This window comes from Rhodococcus sp. 11-3, assembly GCF_023704055.1.
Classification (GTDB): domain Bacteria; phylum Actinomycetota; class Actinomycetes; order Mycobacteriales; family Mycobacteriaceae; genus Rhodococcus; species Rhodococcus aetherivorans.
Genome location: NZ_CP080406.1, coordinates 4,660,113 through 4,676,982, shown reverse-complemented (window position 1 = coordinate 4,676,982; position 16,870 = coordinate 4,660,113). Strand labels below are relative to the sequence as shown.

Here is a 16,870-nt window from a genome sequence, read left to right as displayed (position 1 = left end):
CTTCTCGGCAGCTGAATCGAGGCCGGTATTCGGACTTCCCGGTCGAACGCCGTGCGATCGCCTTCCCGGACCGGTCGGTCCAGTGGCTGCGCGTGTTGCGCGTGATCGACAGCTCCCGGGTCACCGCAGCGGGCCTGTGCCGGATTCGCACCGGCTTCCCGATTATCCCCGTGAGGGGCACCTCGATTGTCTTGCCGCCGCCGAGTCTAACCGCACCGGCTAGGGTTCGACGCCATGGGTTCACAGATCACCGTCGTCGGCATGGGCGCCGACGGCTGGGACGGCCTGCCGCCGCCCGCTCGCGACGCGGTGCTCGGCGCGCAGGTCCTGCTGGGCGGGCGCCGTCACCTGGCGCTGCTGCCCGAGACCGGCGCCGTCCGGGAGCCGTGGCCCTCCCCGCTGCGCGACGGGCTCGGCGCGCTGCTCGAGCGCCATCGTGACCGGCGGATCGTCGCGGTCGCCTCGGGTGACCCCCTCGTCTCCGGCATCGGCTCCACGCTGATCGCCCACCTCGGCGCTGCCGCGGTGACGGTGCTGCCCGCGGTGTCGTCGGTGGCCCTGGCCCGCGCGCGGATGGGGTGGAGCGCCGAGTCGGTGGACGTGGTGACGCTGGTGGGCCGCGACGTGCACGCCGTCCGCCGCGCATTCGGGCGGGGCCGGCGGCTGATCGTGCTCTCCTCCGACGGCGGCACGCCCGCGCAGGTCGCGGACCTGCTGCGCCGCGACGGCTTCGGGGCGAGTGTGCTGACGGTGCTCTCCGACCTCGGTGCCCCCGCCGAGGCCCGCCGCAGCGCCACCGCCGACGAGTGGTCCGGCGACGCCCCCGCCCTCAACGTTGTCTGCGTCGAATGCCGGGGCGCGGAGGGCTATTCCACCGCGCCGGGCCTGCCCGACGACGCGTTCGAGCACGACGGGCAGATCTCCAAGCGCCCGATCCGGCTCGCCGCGGTGTGCGCGCTCGCGCCCCGGCCGGGGCAGTTGCTGTGGGACGTCGGCGCCGGCGCCGGTTCGGTGGGGATCGAATGGGCGCGCACCGATCCGCGCTGCCGCGCCGTCGCGATCGAGCGCGACGAGGGGCGTGCGGAGCGGATCGTGCGCAACGCCGCGCGGCTCGGCGTCCCGTCGGTCGCGGTGGTGCGCGGCCCCGCCCCGGCGGCGCTCGACGGCCTCGACACCCCCGACGCCGTCTTCGTCGGCGGCGGCGGATCGATTCCCGGTGTGCTCGAAAAGTGCTGGGAGGAACTGCGTCCGGGAGGGCGGCTGGTCGCGCACGCGGTGACGCTCGAGACCGAGGCGACGCTGGTGCAGTGGTGGAAGACCCACGGCGGGGAGCTGACCCGGCTGACCGTGGAGCAGGCCGCACCCCTCGGCGGGTTCAGTGGCTGGCAGGCGCTGCGCCCGGTGGTGCAGTGGCAGGTGACGAAAGGCGAGAAATGACAGTGCACTTCGTGGGATCCGGGCCGGGTGCGGCCGACCTGCTGACGCTGCGGGCGGCGCGGCTGCTGAGCAAGGCACCGGTGGTGCTCTATGCCGGCACCTACCTCGACGCCGAGGTGCTCGCGCACTGCCGGCCCGACACGGAACTCGTCGACACCCAGCACCTGGACCTCGACGAGATCACCGCGCACCTGGTGGACGCGCACCGGCGCGGCCTCGACGTCGTCCGGTTGTGTTCCGGTGACCCGTCGCTGTATTCGGCCCTGACCGAGCAGACGCGCCGGCTCGACGCGGCCGGGGTGCCCTGGGACGTGACCCCTGGCGTGCCGGCCTACGCGGCCGCCGCCGCGACCCTCGGCGCGGAGCTGACCGTGCCCGAACTGGTGCAGACCGTGGTCCTCACCCGTACCCGGGCACGATCCACGGCGATGCCCGACACCGAGTCCCTGGCGCGCGTCGCGGGACTGCGCGCCAGCCTGGTGCTGCACCTGGCGATCACCCGCATCCGCGCCCTCGCCGAGGAACTGAGCGGCGAGTACGGCGCCGACTGCCCGGCCGCGGTGGTGGCGTTCGCGTCCCGCCCGAACGAGCTGGTGCTGCGCGGCACCCTCGCCGACATCGCAGACCGGGCCGAGGCGGCGGGACTGAAGCACACCGCGGTGATCGTCGTCGGCCGGGCCCTGGGCGTGCGGGCGCAGCCGGACGTCGCGTGCTCGCATCTCTACGACCCGGCGCGGGATCGCACGGAATTCACGCGCTGACCCGGAATCCGCGCCCGCCGCGGCGGGCGCGGATTCCGGGTCAGCGCACGGATGTCAGGAGTCGGTGCGTACTGACCGCGCCGTCCACACCGCGCCGGCGTCGGTGACCGTGGTCCCGGACGATCCCACGATGAGCAGGCACTTCATGTCGATCGTGGCCGGGTCGAGCTTCTCGAGCGTGGTCACCTCGAGCGACTCGCCGGAGCGGCCGACGTCGCGGCCGACCACGACGACGGTGTCGGCCGGCCGGTGCCGCAGCAGCACGGCCTGGGCCTGCGCGACCTGCGTGGTCCGCGACCGCGACGCCGGGTTGTACAGACCCAGCACCAGGTCCGCCTGCGCGACGGCCGCGAGCCGCCGCTCGATCACCTCCCACGGCTTGAGCCGGTCGGACAGGCTCATCACGGCGAAGTCCCCGCCGATCGGGGCGCCCGCCCGCGCGGCCACCGCCTGGATCGCCGACACCCCGGGTAGCACGCGCACCGGCAGCTCGGCGAACCGCGGATCCTGCGCGGCCTCGAACACGGCCGACGCCATCCCGAACACCCCGGCGTCGCCGCCCGAGACGACGGCCACCCGTTCTCCGGACAGCGCCAGCTCGAGCGCGAACCGGGCCCGGTCCACCTCGACGGTGTTCCCGCTCGCGTGCCGCCGCTGGCCCGGGCGGACCGGCACGCGGTCGACGTAGGGCCCGTAGCCGACGATGTGGTCGGCGGACGCCAGCGCGGCGGCGGCCTCGGGGGTGAGCCACTTCTCGTCCGCGGGGCCGAGACCGACGACGAGGAGCTCCCGGGCAGCGACCGCCTCGGGAGCATCGGCGACGACGGGCCGGGACCGGTCGGTGATGTCCCGGTTGCGCGGCGCCCGGTCGCCGGGGGTGAGGATCACCGAGAAGTACGGCACCGCGTCGGCGTCGACCTCGGCGACGGGGACGATGCGCTGCCCGCCCATCGACGCGCGCTCGACGTACACCGCGTCGTCGAGCCGGCCCGCCTGGGCGAGCGCGCTGCGGACCGCGGGGAAGGTACGGCCCAGCTTCATGATCGCGGCGCCGTCCGTGTCGGCGAGACGGCGCGCCAGCTCCGGCTCGGGCAGCGTGCCGGGCAGCACCGTGAGCACGTCGGTGCGCCGCACCAGCGGTTCCGCCGCGGCCGCGGCGGCCGCGGACACCGACGTCACGCCCGGAACCACCTCGGTCGCATAGCGATCCGCGAGCCGGTCGTGCAGATACATGTAGGAGCCGTAGAACAGCGGATCGCCCTCGCACAGCACGACGACGGTGCGGCCGGCGTCGAGGTGGGCGGCCAGGCGCGCCGCGCACTCGTCGTAGAAGTCGGCGATGGCGCCGTCGTAGCCGCCGGGATGGTCGGTGGTGCCGGTGGTGACCGGGTAGATCAACGCCTCCTCGATCACCCCCTCCCGGATCAGCTCGGCCGCAATGCCCCTCGCGATGGAGCGGCCGTGGGTGCCCGAGTGGTAGGCGATCACGTCGGCCTGCTCGATCAGCCGAGCCGCCTTGCGGGTGATCAGCTCGGGATCGCCGGGGCCGAGCCCCACGCCGTAGAACCGTCCGGTGTCGTTCACTCCGCCTCCTGGGCCAGGGCATTGATCGCGGACGACGCCATCGCCGAACCCCCGCGGCGCCCCCGCACCACCAGGTAGGGGAGCTGCAGCGGATGCGCGGCGAGCGCCTCCTTGGACTCGGCGGCGCCGATGAACCCGACCGGCACCCCGACGATCGCGGCGGGCCGGGGGCCGCCGGCGTCGATCAGCTCGAGCAGGTGGAACAGCGCGGTGGGGGCGTTGCCGATCGCGACGACCGCGCCGTCGAGCCGGTCCTCCCACAGCGAGACCGCCGCGGCCGAGCGGGTGGTGCCCCACGCCGCCGCGAGGTCCGGCACCCGCGGGTCGCGCAGAAGGCACAGCACCTCGTTGTCCGCGGGTAGCCGCGTGCGCGTCACCCCGGACGCGACCATGTGGGCGTCGGTGAGGATCGGCGCGCCCGCCCGCAGCGCCCCGCGCGCCGCCGACACCAGGTCCGGATGGATCGCGAGGTCGCGGGTCAGGTCGGTCTGGCCGCACGCGTGCACCATCCGCACCGCCACCTTCTCGGCGTCGGCGGGGATCGCGGACAGGTCCGTCTCGGCACGGATCGTCGCGAACGACCGGACGTAGATGTCGGCGCCGTCGGTGACGTAGTCGTAGCGCCGGGGTGGGGGAGTGGGCGTCATGGGCGGGTCCTCGCGAACAGGAGGGTATGTGGGAAATTCGGGGCGCCACAGGATCGTTCGCATCCCACGACGTGGAGGTGCCCGGCCGGGGGCGCGCCGGCGACGGCACGCCGGGCCGCGGAACGGGTGTCGCCCTCGGCGAGGCTACACCCCGGCGCGCCGGCGCACGCGGTGGTGCGGGTCCACGGCGACGCACCGTCGAGCACGAACCCGGCGTCGCGCAGCGGCTGCGGATCGGGTTCGCCGGCGAGGACGAGGCCGCGCCACGGCGTGACGATCACCTCCGACTCGGGCAGCGCCGCCACCATCGCCGGCGAGAGGATGCCCAGCGGGACCAGCGCCGAGACCGCTCCCGGCAGGGGGCCGTACGGCATCGTGTACCGGGCGGCCGGCGGCAGCGGCGCGCCGCCCCCGAGCTCGGCCCCCGCCTCGGGCAGCTGGTGCACGTGCCAGCGGGTGCCGCGCACCGCCGCGAACCGTCGCGCCAGGTCGATCAGCGTGTCGACGACCCGGTCGGCCGGGACCACCGGACCGCAGAGCCGGCCGATCGCGATCTCGAACGACCCCGAGTCGGCGGCCACCGCGGCGAGGTCGCAGCGCAGGGCCGCGACGTCGCCGCGACCGTCGTCGAGGCCGAACAGGAACCGGCCCGGCAGCTGCGCGAGCACGGGTTCGGCGCACAGGGCGGCGTCGAGCGCGCCGATCAGCGGACGGAGGTCGGCGCGTCCTCCGACGATCCCGGACAGCGGCGAGGCGACGACGTTGCGGACCCGTTCGTGCGACGGTGCCGGCAGGAACCCGGCCGCCGCCACCGCGTCGACGAGGCCGGCCGGCACACCGCCGCACTCGTCCACCGTGACGCCCCTGAGCTGCAGGTTTCCGCGCGAGGTGAGGTGGATATCGCCGTCCGCGAAGGCGGTCGACGCCGCCGACAGCGCCCGCAGTCCACCGTCCGGGAGCCTGCCGCCGGGCGCGCGCAGCCGCACCAGCGCGCCGTCGGCGGCGAGGTGGGGGCGCAGCAGACCGGGGCACCGGTCCGGGGGAAGGTCGGCCATGGGGGCACATGGTTGCACACGACGAGGAAGCGGTGCGTTACGCTCCACCTGCCGTGGTGCTCGGGAAGCCGGTGTGAGACCGGCGCGGCCCTCGCCACTGTGAGCGGGTAGGTGCTCGCCCTCGTCCGGACCGGTCCGCCGGTCCGGAGACCACTGGACGGAAGTCCGGGAAGGTCGGCGCGGCAGCGATGATCCGTCAGCCAGGAGACCGGCCACGGCGCGGGAAGTCCACGAGGGTTTGGAGACTGAACATGGCTGATTTCGTGCTGCGCAGGGGCGATCGGGAACTGCGCGGGGCCCGGTCGTGACGCGGCTCGCGCTGCTGTCCACGTCGGACACCGACCTGCTGTCGGCGCTGAGCTCGGACGCCGAGTACGCGCTGGGCAACCCGTCGCGCCTCGACGTCGAGACCGAGCTTCCCCGCCTCCTCGACGGCGCCGACCTGGTGATCGTCCGCATCCTGGGCTCCGTCCGGTCCTGGCAGAACGGTATCGACGCGGTCCTGGCGCACGGCGCACCCGTCGTCGTGCTCGGCGGCGAGCAGCTGCCCGACGCCGAGCTGATGAGCCACTCGACCGTCCCCGTCGGTATCGCCACCGAGGCGCACGCCTACCTCGCGCAGGGCGGGCCCGCGAACCTCGCCCAGCTGCATGCCTTCCTGTCCGACACCGTCCTGCTCACCGGCGAGGGCTTCGAGCCGCCGGCCGCGCTGCCCGCGTGGGGCAGCCACGCGCCCGCCGCGACCGATCCCGGCCTGCCGCGGGTGGGCATCCTCTACTACCGCGCCCACGAGACCAGCGGAAACACCCGTTTCGTCCGCGATCTCGCGCAGGCGGTCGACGCCACCGGCCGCGCCGTGGCCGTGCCGATCTTCTGCTCCACGCTGCGCGGTGCCCCCGCGGACCTGCTGGCCGAGCTCGGCACCCTCGACGCCCTGATCGTCACGGTCCTCGCCGCCGGCGGCACCCGCCCCGCCACCGTCTCCGCCGGCGGCGACGACGATGCCTGGGACGTCGAAGCGCTCGCCGCCCTGGATGTCCCGATCCTGCAGGCGCTGTGCCTGACCTGGGGACGCGACGCGTGGGCCGACTCCGACGAGGGTGTCTCCCCGCTCGATTCCGCGACGCAGATCGCCGTCCCCGAGTTCGACGGCCGCATCATCACCGTGCCGTTCTCGTTCAAGGAATTCGGCGCCGACGGCCTGCCCCGCTACGTCACCGACCCCGAACGCTGCCGCCGCGTCGCCGGCATCGCCGTCGCGCACGCCCGCCTGCGGCGCATCCCGCCCGCACGGCGGCGCCTGGCGATCATGCTCTCGGCGTATCCGACGAAGCACTCCCGGGTCGGCAACGCGGTCGGCCTGGACACCCCGGTGTCCGCGATCCGGCTGCTGCGCGCGCTGCGGGAGCGCGGCTACGACCTCGGCGACGGCTTCCCGGGCCTCGACACCGCGGACGACGCCGAGGCGGGCAACGCGCTGATCCATGCCCTGATCGCCGCGGGCGGGCAGGACGAGGAATGGCTCAGCGCCGAGCAGATGGCGGGCAACCCGGTCCGGGTGAGCGCGGCGCAGTACCGCGAGTGGACGGCGGACCTGCCCGCGGAACTGACCGACGCGATGACCGAGGCGTGGGGCGCGGCCCCCGGCGAGCTGTTCGTGGACCGGCAGTCCGCTCCCGAGGGCGAGATCGTCCTGGCCACCCTGCAGGCCGGCAACGTGGTGCTGATGATCCAGCCGCCCCGGGGGTTCGGGGAGAACCCCGTGGCGATCTACCACGATCCGGACATGGCGCCGTCGCACCACTACCTCGCCGCGTACCGGTGGGTGGAGAACGGCTTCGGCGCCGACGCCGTCGTCCACCTCGGCAAGCACGGCTCGATGGAGTGGCTGCCCGGCAAGAACGCCGGCCTGTCCGCGGCCTGCGCGACCGACGCCGCCATCGGCAATCTCCCGCTGATCTACCCGTTCCTGGTCAACGACCCGGGCGAGGGGGCCCAGGCGAAGCGCCGCGCCCACGCCACCATCGTCGACCACCTCATCCCGCCGATGGCGCGCGCCGAGTCGTACGGCGACATCGCCCGTCTCGAGCAGTTGCTCGACGAGTACTCGAACATCGCGGCGATGGACCCGGCCAAGCTGCCGGCGATCCGCGCCCAGATCTGGACGCTGATCCAGGCCGCCAAGCTCGACCACGACCTCGGGCTCGAGGACCGCCCGCACGACGCCGAGTTCGACGACTTCCTGCTGCACGTCGACGGCTGGCTGTGCGAGGTGAAGGACGCGCAGATCCGCGACGGCCTGCACGTGCTCGGCACGGCACCCGTCGGCGAGGCCCGCGTGAACCTGGTGCTGTCGGTGCTGCGGGCCGCCCAGGTGTGGGGCGGGCGGGCCCACGCCGTGCCCGGTCTGCGCACCGCCCTCGGCCTGAAGCCGGACGCGCCGCTCACCGAGACCGACGCGGTCGAGGCGCAGGCCCGGGCACTGGTGCAGGGCATGGAGGACGCCGGCTGGCAGGCGGATAGCGCCGCCACGGTCGTGCAGTCCGTGCTGGGCGGGGCGGACCCGGAGGTCGAGCGGGTGCTCGCCTTCGCCGCCGAGCAGGTCGTGCCGCGCCTGGCACGCACCACCGACGAGCTCGACGCGGTGCTGCACGCCCTCGACGGCGGCTACGTGCCCGCCGGCCCGTCCGGATCGCCGCTGCGCGGCCTGGTCAACGTGCTGCCCACCGGCCGCAACTTCTACACCGTCGACCCGAAGGCGGTGCCGAGCCGGCTCGCCTACGACACCGGCGTGGCGCTCGCGAACAACCTGCTCGACCGGTACCGCGCCGACACCGGCGGCTATCCGCCCTCGGTCGGCCTGTCGGTGTGGGGGACCTCCGCGATGCGCACCTCCGGCGACGACATCGCCGAGGTCCTCGCCCTGATCGGCATGCGCCCGGAATGGGACGCCGAGTCCCGGCGGGTGCGCGAGCTGACCGTGATCCCGCTCGACGAGCTCGGCCGGCCGCGCATCGACGTCACCGTCCGCATCTCCGGGTTCTTCCGCGACGCCTTCCCGCACGTCGTCGCGATGCTCGACGACGCGATCCGCACCGTCGCGGCCCTCGACGAACCCGACGAGCTGAACTACGTGCGCGCGCACGCCCGCCGCGACGAGGCCGAGCACGGCGACCCCGAGCGCGCGGTGCGCCGCATCTTCGGGTCCAGGCCCGGCTCCTACGGCGCCGGCATCCTGCCGCTCATCGACTCCGGAAACTGGCGCAGCGACGCGGATCTCGCCGAGGTGTACACCGCGTGGGGCGGCTTCGCGTACGGGCGGCACCTGCACGGCGTCCCGGCCGCGGACGACATGCGCGCCAACTACCGGCGGATCGCGGTGGCGGCGAAGAACACCGACACCCGCGAGCACGACATCGCCGACTCGGACGACTACTTCCAGTACCACGGCGGCATGGTCGCCACCGTCCGGGCGCTCACCGGTGCGGATCCGAAGGCCTACATCGGCGACTCGACCACCCCCGACCAGGTCCGCACCCGCTCGCTGGCGGAGGAGACCGCCCGTGTGTTCCGGGCCCGGGTCGTCAACCCGCGCTGGCTCGCGGCGATGCGCCGGCACGGCTACAAGGGCGCGTTCGAGCTCGCCGCCACCGTCGACTACCTGTTCGGCTACGACGCCACCGCCGGGGTCGTCGCCGACTGGATGTACGAAACCCTCGCCCGCACCTACGCCCTCGACTCCGAGAACCAGCGGTTTCTGCGCGAGGCCAACCCGTGGGCGCTGCGCGGCATCGTCGAACGGCTCACCGAGGCCGCCGACCGCGGCCTGTGGGCCGAACCGGATCCGGCGACGCTCGCGGAACTGCAGCAGGCCTACCTCGATGTGGAGGGCGACCTCGAGGACCGCGCGTGAGGAGGCGGCTGCGGCTGATCGGGATCGGGCCGGGCGGGCCCGACGACCTCACCGTGGCCGCGGTCCGGGCGCTGAACGACGTCGACGTCTTCCTCGTCGCCGACAAGCAGCGCGGCGTCGACGACCTCGTCGCGGTGCGGGAGGAGATCTGCCGTCGCCACATCGCCGGCGACTACCGGACGATCCCGGTGCCGGACCCGCCGCGGGACCGCGCCCCGTCCGCCTACGGCACCGAGGTGCGGGACTGGCACGCCGCCCGGGCCGCCGCCTACGAGACGGTGCTGCGCGAGCAGGTTGCCGAGCACGAGACCGCCGGATTCCTCGTGTGGGGCGATCCGAGCCTGTACGACAGCACGATTCGCGTCGTCGAGCGCATCCGTGACCGGGGCGTGCTCGACGTCGACTACGACGTGATCCCCGGGGTGAGCAGCGTGTCGCTGCTCGCGGCGCGGCACCGGCTGGTGCTCAACCGGATCGGCGGCCCGATCGTCGTCACCACGGGCCGCCGGCTCGCGCAGGAGGTGGCGGCCGGCGGTGACAACCTCGTCGTCATGCTCGACGGTGCGCTGGAATGCGCCCGGCTCGAAGGTGATTGGCGCATCTGGTGGGGCGCCGACCTCGGCACGTCCGACGAGGAACTCGTCGCCGGCCCGCTGCGGGAGGTGCTGCCGGACATCGAGCGGGCCCGCGCCCGCGCGAAGGCCGCGCGCGGCTGGGTGATGGACACCTACCTGCTACGTCGCGCGGACGGCGACGGCGTCGTCTCCTGACCGCACGCCGAGGAATGCGCCGACCCGGTGCGGCCGATTCGGCGGGGAAATGTACGCCGCGTCCCCCCGGCGCGCAGGGGATCCGTGCACACGGGACATCCGCGCGCCGAGGAACGGCGCGCGGATGCCCCGTCAGAGCACGGGCGTGGTCACCGGATGCGGGTGCCGGTCCGTGGGGGAGCGGCTGAGCACGACGGGCAGCCACTGCGAGGTCAGCGCCACCATGCCGAGCCAGGACAGCACCATCCCGGCGCCGGGGGCGTGCGGGGTCTCGACCGGCATGCCGTTCTGCGACCAGTAGCCGAGCAGCCCGAACAGGGACGCCAGTCCGGAGCCGAGCATCGACGCCGACGCGAGCCGCCAGCGGTGCGTGCACAGCGCCGCGGTGGACGACACCACGCCGAACACCAGGGCGAGGCTCACGAAGATCCGCATCGGCACCGTCGTCGTGGCGTCGTGCCCGAACCACGTGCCGAGCACCGTCCACGACCATTCCGTATCCGACTGCGGCAGAAGCAGACCCAGCACCACCGCGACGATGCAGGCGACGAGGACACGGTGCCGCCGACCGGCGTCGAACTCGCCGGCGACCTTTCGTTCGATGCGGGCGAACTCCTTACGGTACGCGGACAGATCGTCGCTCACCGGCACTCCTCGTCGATCGGCACACGAGGGACCATTATGCGCGCCCCCGCATGCGCCACCCGACGGCGGTGTCGACGACGAGGAACGCCAGCAGGCTCAGCCCGAGCACCGGGGCGAACCAGCCCACGACCGCGGCCGCGACGCCGATCGCGACCGCCGGACCTGCGCCGATGCGGCGCAGCGCGCCGCGTGCCGGGGCCCGGCCGACGGCCCACGCCGACCCTCGCGTGGGCCGTCGCCGCCACCACATCACGTAGCCGCGCAGCACGACCGTGATCAACGCCACCGCCAGCAGCGCCAGGGCGACCTGCGTGACGAGCCCGAACATGATGCCCATGTGGAGAGTGATCGACCACCACGTCAGCTGCGCGGCGAGCGGCCAGTCCGCGAACCGCGACACGTCGACGACCTCGCCGGTCGCGCCGTCGACGGCGACCGAGTCGATGCCGTACACCCAGGGCTGGCGGGTTTCGGCGACGGTGAACGCGGTGCCGGGGCGCGCCGGGATCGAGGCCTCGACGACCCCGGTCAGTCCCGCGGCGGCGGCCGTGTCCAGCACCGAGTCGATCCGGGCGATGTTCGCGTCGAGCAGTCCCGGGTCGGCGGCGTGCCCGGCGTGGCCGCCGTGCCCCTCGTGGCCCGTCGCGGCCGCGGCGCCGCCCCCGGTCAGGGTCGCGTCGACGGTCGGCGTCTTCCAGTGCAGCGCGGCCCGCAGCTCGGCGATGTTGTCGCCGGCGAACCGGGACCAGGTCAGGCCGGTCGCGGACAGGAACACCAGGCCCACCGCGATCCACACGCCCACCACGCCGTGCCAGCCGAGGGTGCGGGACCGGCCGGTGGCGGTGCGGTCGACGGTGAGCAGGCGTGCCTGGGCGTGGCGGGCACGCACCGTGCGGTAGCGGCGCACCCACAGGTACACGCCGCCGAGCGCGATCACCCACATCCAGGACGCGGCCAGCTCGCTGTAGAGGCGGCCGGGCTCGCCGAGATGCAGGTGCCGGTGCAGCTGCGAGATCCAGGTCCGGACCGGCAGCGCGCTGCTGCTGCCGTAGACGGCCAGCTCACCGAGCGGCCGCGCGGTGACCGGGTCGACGAAGACGGCGAGCCGCTGCGACTCGCCGAGGCTCGGGTCGGCGAACAGGACCCGGGTGGTCTCGCCGGGGGCCGCGGCCGGCCGCACCGCGGTGACGGTGAGATCGGGGCGCTGTCCGGCGGCCACCCGGATCTGCTCCGCCACCGGCACGGCCGGACCGGTGGCGTCGGTGTGCAGCTGGTCGCGGTAGACGAGCTGCTCGATCGTCGGGGCCAGGGCGTAGAGGCCGCCGCTGACCGCGGCGATCAGGATGAACGGGGCGACGAGGATGCCGGCGTAGAAGTGCAGCCGCAGCATCAGCGGGCGCAGCGCGGGCGCCGCGGAACGGTCCGGGCCGGAACGGGGTGGGACGGGACGATCCGTCCCGAGGTCGGTCGTGGACATGCGAATGCTCGTTTCGATCGTCGGTGGCGACGGCAGCGCGCAGCGCCGTATCGAGGGGCGGCGCACCGCGCCGGGCGTCGGCACACGGGGAAGGCCGCCGCGGCGTACGGGCCACGGCGGAACGGGATCGGGTCAGGCGGTGCGGGGCGGACCCCGGGTGCCGGCCTGCGCGGAAACGAGCACCCGCAGCACGAGACGTGCCCGGTGCGACGGCGTGGCCACCCACAGCGGCGCATGCGCCGGGGGCGGGGTGAGCACCGCGGCGACGATGCGCCGCAACACGCCGAGCGCCGCGGCACAGCCCTGCTCGGCCGCCCGGATCAGGGCGGCGGAGACGACGAGGGCCGCGGCGTGGGCGCCGAGCATCGCGGGCGAGAGCCCGGGGCCGTGGGCGTGCTCGGCGGTGAGGGTGAGGACGGTATGACCGACGATCTGTCCCGCCCCCAGGGTGAGCACCAGGGCGGGCAGCAGCCGGGACGGCCGGATGGCGGACACCGCGGCGCCGAACGCGGCGCAGGCGGCGATCAGCAGCACCACCGACGACTGGGACGGAATTTCGCCGCCCGCCAGGCCGTGGGCCGCGACGGAGACCGCGGCGGAGGTCGAACCCACGAACGCGCCACGCATCGGCGCGGACGTCTGCGGGCGTGGATTCACGGTTGGGCACACTACCCGTCGTGACGACGGACCGGGCCGGCCCGGGGTGCGCAGCCGCAGCACCCCGGGCCGGGCGGGCCGGTGGGCGTCAGTGACCGCGCGGCTCGCGCAGGCTCGTTCCCTCGACGTCGCGGACCCGCTTGCGCTCCAGCATGACCAGCACGGCGCCCACCGCGAAGGACACGATGCATGCCGGGCCGGCGATCCACGCCCAGCCCTCGAATCCGTACCCGGCGGCCACCAGCGTCAGCCCGAGCAGGAGCAGCCCGAGGCCCAGGAAGAAGTAGCCGGGCCAGCCCTTGGAGTCGGTCAGGGCCTCGCCGGCGTGGCTGCGCATCGTGCGGGCGTCGTCGGCCGGGAAGTCGCTGTCGGTCGTCAGATCCCTGTTGTACGTCTGCCTGCCGTGCACCGGATCGGCACCCGCCCGCGTCTCGTCGCTTCTCCGAAACTCGTTCTCGTGTTCCGTCACAGCCGCATCCTTTCCAGAAGTCGGGCCGGGAGAGCGCTGCGGCGCTCGGATTCGCCGACCGTGTCCCCCGTGTACCCGCTCCCGGGTCCGGGTATGCACCGGCCGGACCCGGCGGTCCCCGTCCGGGGCCGCCGGCACTCGCCCGCAGACCTCGAGGGAGGAACCATGACCGACCAGCACCGGCCCCGCAATCCGGTCGACCAGTACCCGGCACCGGATCGCGAGCGGCAACCCGAGCTCGAATATCCGGGCCTCACGTCCGACATGGTGTCGGCACCCGACCACGGCGAGCAGACCTATCGCGGCAGCGGCAGGCTCGAGGGCCGGCGGGCGCTGATCACCGGTGCCGACTCCGGGATCGGCCGGGCCGTCGCAATCGCCTTCGCCCGTGAGGGCGCCGACGTCGTCCTCAGCTATCTCGAGTCCGAGGAGGACGACGCCCGCGACACCGTGCGGTGGATCGAGGACGCGGGCCGGCGCGCCGTCGCGGTGCCGGGTGACATCCGCGCCGAGGAACACTGCCGGCACCTGGTCGACACGGCGGTGCGCGAACTCGGCGGCCTGGACATCCTGGTGAACAACGCGGCGTTCCAGATGGTGCAGATGAACGGGATCGCCGACATCACGACCGAGCAGTTCGATCGCGTGCTGAAGACGAACCTGTACGCGTTGTTCTGGTTGTGCAAGTTCGGGGTCGGGGTGATGGAGCCGGGCTCGACGATCATCAACACGTCGTCGATCCAGGGGACGAGCCCCTCGCCGGAACTGCTCGACTATGCCACGACCAAGGCCGGCATCGTCGACTTCACCAAGGGGCTGGCGGCGGACGTCGCGAAGCGGGGAATCCGGGTCAATGCCGTTGCCCCGGGCCCGATCTGGACGCCGCTGATCCCGGCCACCATGCCGCGGGAGAAGTTCGAGTCCTTCGGTGACGACGTCCCGCTCGGCCGCCCCGGGCAACCGGCCGAACTGGCGCCGGCGTACGTCTTCCTCGCCTCGCAGGAGTCGAGCTACATCACCGGCGAGGTCATCGCCGTCACCGGCGGCAAGCCCTTCTCCTGACACGCCCGTGGTGGCCGAATGTCACACGCGTTCAATCCAATCGAAGCGGTGTGACATTCGGCCACCATCCCAGGCGGGGGACGCGCGGGGGGTCAGGCCTGGGCCCGCTCCCACACGCGGTGGGCGCCGAGCAGGTCGACGATCCCGGTGACCACCGCTTCCGGATCGTCGGCGGTGACCACACCCGGGGCTTCGGGGTGGACGGCCGCGTGCTCGAGCGCCTCGGTGCCGGCGCCCCACGTGCCGAGCGCCTTGCAGTGCCGGAACGTCTCGTCGACCAGGACGCGCACGCGCGGATCGGCCGGGGCGCTCGCGAGCAGCAGCGCGTCGTACTCGACGGACCGGGCCGTGGCGAAGGTCCGCGAGATCGGCACCTCCTTGCGGCCGCCGTCGAGCTTGCCGCCGTGCGGGCCGATCACCAGCGGCACGGCCTTCGCGGCGGCCACCGCGGCGACGGCCTTGGCGACCTCGGCGACGTCGGCGCTGTCGTCCGCGACGATGCCGACCATCCGGCCCTCGATCGGCCAGGTCGCACCGACCTGGGACAGCGCCTCGCTGCGCAGCGGCTCACCGGCGAGGGCCACCGTCGGCTCCGGTGCCGGCAGCCCCAGGCCGGCCGCGACGGTGGCGCACAGTCCGGCATCGATGTTCGCGAGCACGCGCAGGGCCCGCTCCTTGATCGCCTGCTCGAAGCACTTGCCGAGTTCGAAGCTGTAGGCGTCGGCCACGTGCTGCTTCTCGACCTCGGACAGGCTGATGTAGAACAGTCGCGCCTGCGAGAAGTGGTCGTCGTACGAACTCGGCTGTGCGCGTTCCTTGACCGCGGCGGCGATGGGTGCCGGCACGTCGATGAACGCGGCCTCCTCGGCGCCGGCCAGGAACGGGCAGCCGGCCCCGAGCGAGTTGGGCCGGTACGGGGCCGCCCCGGGATGAATACCGGTCTGGTGCATGCCGTCGCGCAGCATGTCGTTGACGGGCGCATGCGGCCGGTTGATGGGCAGCTGACCGAAGTTGGGCCCGCCGAGCCGGCTGATCTGGGTGTCGAGGTAGGAGAACAGCCGGCCCTGCAGCAGCGGGTCGTCGGTGACGTCGATACCCGGCACGAGGTGCCCGGGGTGGAAGGCCACCTGTTCGGTCTCGGCGAAGAAGTTGGTCGGGTTGGCGTTGAGCTGCATCGTCCCGATCAGCTGGACCGGCGCGAGCTCCTCGGGGACGATCTTGGTGGGATCGAGCAGGTCGATGCCCTCGAACGTCTGCTCCGGGGTGTCGGGGAAGACCTGCACGCCCAGATCCCACTCCGGGTAGGCCCCGGCCTCGATCGCGTCGGCGAGGTCGCGGCGGTGGAAGTCCGGGTCGATGCCGCCGAGCAGCTGCGCCTCCTCCCACACCAGCGAGTGCACCCCCAGGCGCGGCTTCCAGTGGAACTTCACCAGCGACGTCTCACCGTCGGCGTTGACCATGCGGAAGGTGTGGACGCCGAAGCCCTCCATCATCCGGTAGGAGCGGGGGATGCCGCGGTCGGACATGTTCCACAGGGTGTGGGCGGTGGCCTCGGTGTGGAGCGAGACGAAGTCCCAGAACGTGTCGTGTGCGCTCTGCGCCTGCGGGATCTCCCGGTCCGGGTGCGGCTTGGCCGCGTGGACGACGTCGGGGAACTTGATCGCGTCCTGGATGAAGAACACCGGGATGTTGTTCCCGACCAGGTCGAACGTGCCCTCCTCGGTGTAGAACTTCGTCGCGAAGCCGCGTGTGTCGCGGACGGTGTCGGCGGAGCCGCGCGAGCCGAGCACGGTCGAGAAGCGGACGAACACGGGCGTCTCGGCGCCCTTCTGCAGGAACCCGGCACGGGTGATCTTCGAGGCGGCGCCGTTGGCCCGGAAGACGCCGTGGGCCGCGGCGCCGCGGGCGTGCACCGCCCGCTCGGGGATGCGCTCGTGGTCGAAGTGGGTGATCTTCTCGCGGAAGTGGTGGTCCTGCAGCAGGGTGGGGCCGCGCCGACCGGCCTTGAGGGAGTGGTCGGTGTCCGTCAGCCGCGCGCCCTGCGCGGTGGTGAGGTACCGGCCCTGGGGCCCGCGCGCGCCGTCGGGCAGGTCTTCGGGGGTGCCGGTGGCAGTGACCGGGATGGGTTCACGCTGGTCGGGCTTGGCCGGTGGCGGGTCCGTCGGGGTGGTGGGTTCCTCGACCGGGACCTCGAAACCGGCGGGTGAGCCGGGAACCGGCGGATTCTTCTCGAACACTGCGATGCTCCGTTCGGTCGAGACGGGTGACGTTCACGTCTCGGCCGAGTTGCCCCGCACGCCCGTTTCCAAACATCGGCCGGCGCGTCGGGTCTCGGCGTGCGCCGGGGTGGCGACCCACCCCGCCCGTGACAACGTCTGCGGCCGGCCACGCGC

Annotated in this window: 13 protein-coding genes and 2 riboswitches; of the genes, 5 read left to right on the top strand and 8 right to left on the bottom strand. The window is 73.6% G+C overall.

The window, feature by feature from the left end; genetic code table 11:
- Positions 1–2: 2 nt before the first annotated feature.
- Positions 3–200: riboswitch (cobalamin riboswitch) on the bottom strand.
- A gap of 34 nt (positions 201–234) precedes the next feature.
- Together cbiE and KZJ41_RS21650 are read left to right on the top strand one after the other, a co-directional pair.
- Entirely contained in the window at positions 235–1,437 is a 1,203-nt protein-coding gene (cbiE, locus tag KZJ41_RS21655; protein ID WP_168579963.1) for a precorrin-6y C5,15-methyltransferase (decarboxylating) subunit CbiE, read from the top strand.
- Positions 1,434–2,198: a cobalt-precorrin-4/precorrin-4 C(11)-methyltransferase gene (locus KZJ41_RS21650; RefSeq protein WP_251549564.1), complete on the top strand. Its 765-nt coding sequence runs from the start codon at positions 1,434–1,436 to the stop codon at positions 2,196–2,198. Before cbiE ends, KZJ41_RS21650 begins: the two co-directional genes overlap by 4 nt.
- 54 nt (positions 2,199–2,252) lie before the next feature.
- On the opposite strand, the gene KZJ41_RS21645 is transcribed toward KZJ41_RS21650, so the two are convergent.
- From KZJ41_RS21645 to KZJ41_RS21635, 3 genes are read right to left on the bottom strand one after another with little or no spacing between them, the layout of a single operon-like run.
- A complete protein-coding gene (locus KZJ41_RS21645; protein WP_065922248.1) occupies positions 2,253–3,782 on the bottom strand; it encodes a precorrin-2 C(20)-methyltransferase in 1,530 nt (509 codons plus the stop codon).
- Positions 3,779–4,429: a precorrin-8X methylmutase gene (locus tag KZJ41_RS21640; protein ID WP_006945411.1), complete on the bottom strand. Its 651-nt coding sequence runs from the start codon at positions 4,427–4,429 to the stop codon at positions 3,779–3,781. The genes KZJ41_RS21645 and KZJ41_RS21640 overlap by 4 nt, the downstream gene beginning before the upstream one ends.
- Positions 4,426–5,484 (bottom strand): cobalamin biosynthesis protein CobG, encoded by a 1,059-nt coding sequence (locus tag KZJ41_RS21635; protein ID WP_065922249.1) that lies wholly within the window; start codon positions 5,482–5,484, stop codon positions 4,426–4,428. Before KZJ41_RS21635 ends, KZJ41_RS21640 begins: the two co-directional genes overlap by 4 nt.
- A 37-nt stretch (positions 5,485–5,521) precedes the next feature.
- Positions 5,522–5,716: riboswitch (cobalamin riboswitch) on the top strand.
- Positions 5,717–5,788: 72 nt separating this feature from the next.
- On the opposite strand from KZJ41_RS21635, the gene cobN reads away from it, so the two are divergent.
- Entirely contained in the window at positions 5,789–9,397 is a 3,609-nt protein-coding gene (gene cobN / locus KZJ41_RS21630) for a cobaltochelatase subunit CobN (RefSeq protein ID WP_251549562.1), read from the top strand.
- Positions 9,394–10,167, top strand: a complete 774-nt coding sequence (cobF, locus tag KZJ41_RS21625; protein WP_006945429.1) for a precorrin-6A synthase (deacetylating) — start codon at positions 9,394–9,396, stop codon at positions 10,165–10,167. The genes cobN and cobF overlap by 4 nt, the downstream gene beginning before the upstream one ends.
- A 132-nt stretch (positions 10,168–10,299) precedes the next feature.
- Here cobF and KZJ41_RS21620 read toward each other — a convergent pair whose 3' ends face one another.
- The 4 genes from KZJ41_RS21620 to KZJ41_RS21605 form a co-directional block, all read right to left on the bottom strand.
- Positions 10,300–10,812, bottom strand: coding sequence for a hypothetical protein (locus KZJ41_RS21620; RefSeq protein WP_006945430.1), 513 nt, complete (start codon positions 10,810–10,812; stop codon positions 10,300–10,302).
- 34 nt (positions 10,813–10,846) lie between these two features.
- Positions 10,847–12,289 (bottom strand): PepSY domain-containing protein, encoded by a 1,443-nt coding sequence (locus KZJ41_RS21615; RefSeq protein ID WP_102800155.1) that lies wholly within the window; start codon positions 12,287–12,289, stop codon positions 10,847–10,849.
- Between the two features lie 132 nt (positions 12,290–12,421).
- Positions 12,422–12,946 carry a hypothetical protein gene (locus KZJ41_RS21610; RefSeq protein ID WP_029545392.1) on the bottom strand — a complete coding sequence of 175 codons (525 nt, stop codon included), beginning with the start codon at positions 12,944–12,946 and terminating at the stop codon, positions 12,422–12,424.
- Positions 12,947–13,034: 88 nt separating this feature from the next.
- Entirely contained in the window at positions 13,035–13,355 is a 321-nt protein-coding gene (locus KZJ41_RS21605) for a hypothetical protein (RefSeq protein WP_029545390.1), read from the bottom strand.
- Between the two features lie 225 nt (positions 13,356–13,580).
- On the opposite strand from KZJ41_RS21605, the gene KZJ41_RS21600 reads away from it, so the two are divergent.
- On the top strand, positions 13,581–14,477 hold the full coding sequence (locus KZJ41_RS21600; RefSeq protein WP_006945447.1) for a glucose 1-dehydrogenase: 897 nt from the start codon (positions 13,581–13,583) through the stop codon (positions 14,475–14,477).
- Between the two features lie 92 nt (positions 14,478–14,569).
- Here KZJ41_RS21600 and KZJ41_RS21595 read toward each other — a convergent pair whose 3' ends face one another.
- Positions 14,570–16,714 carry a catalase gene (locus KZJ41_RS21595; RefSeq protein ID WP_065922252.1) on the bottom strand — a complete coding sequence of 715 codons (2,145 nt, stop codon included), beginning with the start codon at positions 16,712–16,714 and terminating at the stop codon, positions 14,570–14,572.
- Positions 16,715–16,870 lie beyond the last annotated feature (156 nt).